This window comes from Anaerotignum faecicola (genome assembly GCA_024460105.1).
Lineage (GTDB): Bacteria > Bacillota > Clostridia > Lachnospirales > Anaerotignaceae > JANFXS01.
Genome location: JANFXS010000201.1, coordinates 1 through 485 on the forward strand (window position 1 = coordinate 1; position 485 = coordinate 485).

Here is a 485-nt window from a genome sequence, read left to right on the forward strand (position 1 = left end):
CTCCCTGGCCGCATCCGGCCTCTATAAATTTCTTTCCCTCCAGATGGTACTTATCAATCAGGGCCCTGTACTGCCTCCTCCGAAGATTTACCATGGTGGTAGAAAAACCGCCGGAACGGATCACGTCCTTATAATAGCCGACAGGCTCACAGTCAAACTGCACCAGACCGCAGAAATCGCACTGGTGCAGATGCAGGGAAATCCCTTTGTCCTCATCTCTTCCTTCCGCGTCAGGAATATCCTGGGCGGAGGCCGGCATGCCATCCAGAACAATCAACGGCCGTTTCGGAAGCGCTTTCCCGCATGCAATACAAATCTTATCTCTCATACCACAAAAACTCCTGCTTGTCAAATATTTTTCTGTTTATCATGCGCCGGAGGCAGCTGTTCACAGCCCCGTAAGCAGCCGCCGGATCCCCTCCTGAAAGGGTGTTTCCTGTCTCCATCCGGTCACTTCCATCAGCTTTTTCACATCCGGAATCAGG

At 52.2% G+C, this 485-nt stretch carries 1 protein-coding gene; it reads right to left on the bottom strand.

From position 1 onward, the window contains the following. Positions 1-328: methyltransferase (locus tag NE664_13530; GenBank protein MCQ4727653.1), on the bottom strand; the 328-nt coding region annotated here is incomplete at its 3' end. Positions 329-485 lie beyond the last annotated feature (157 nt).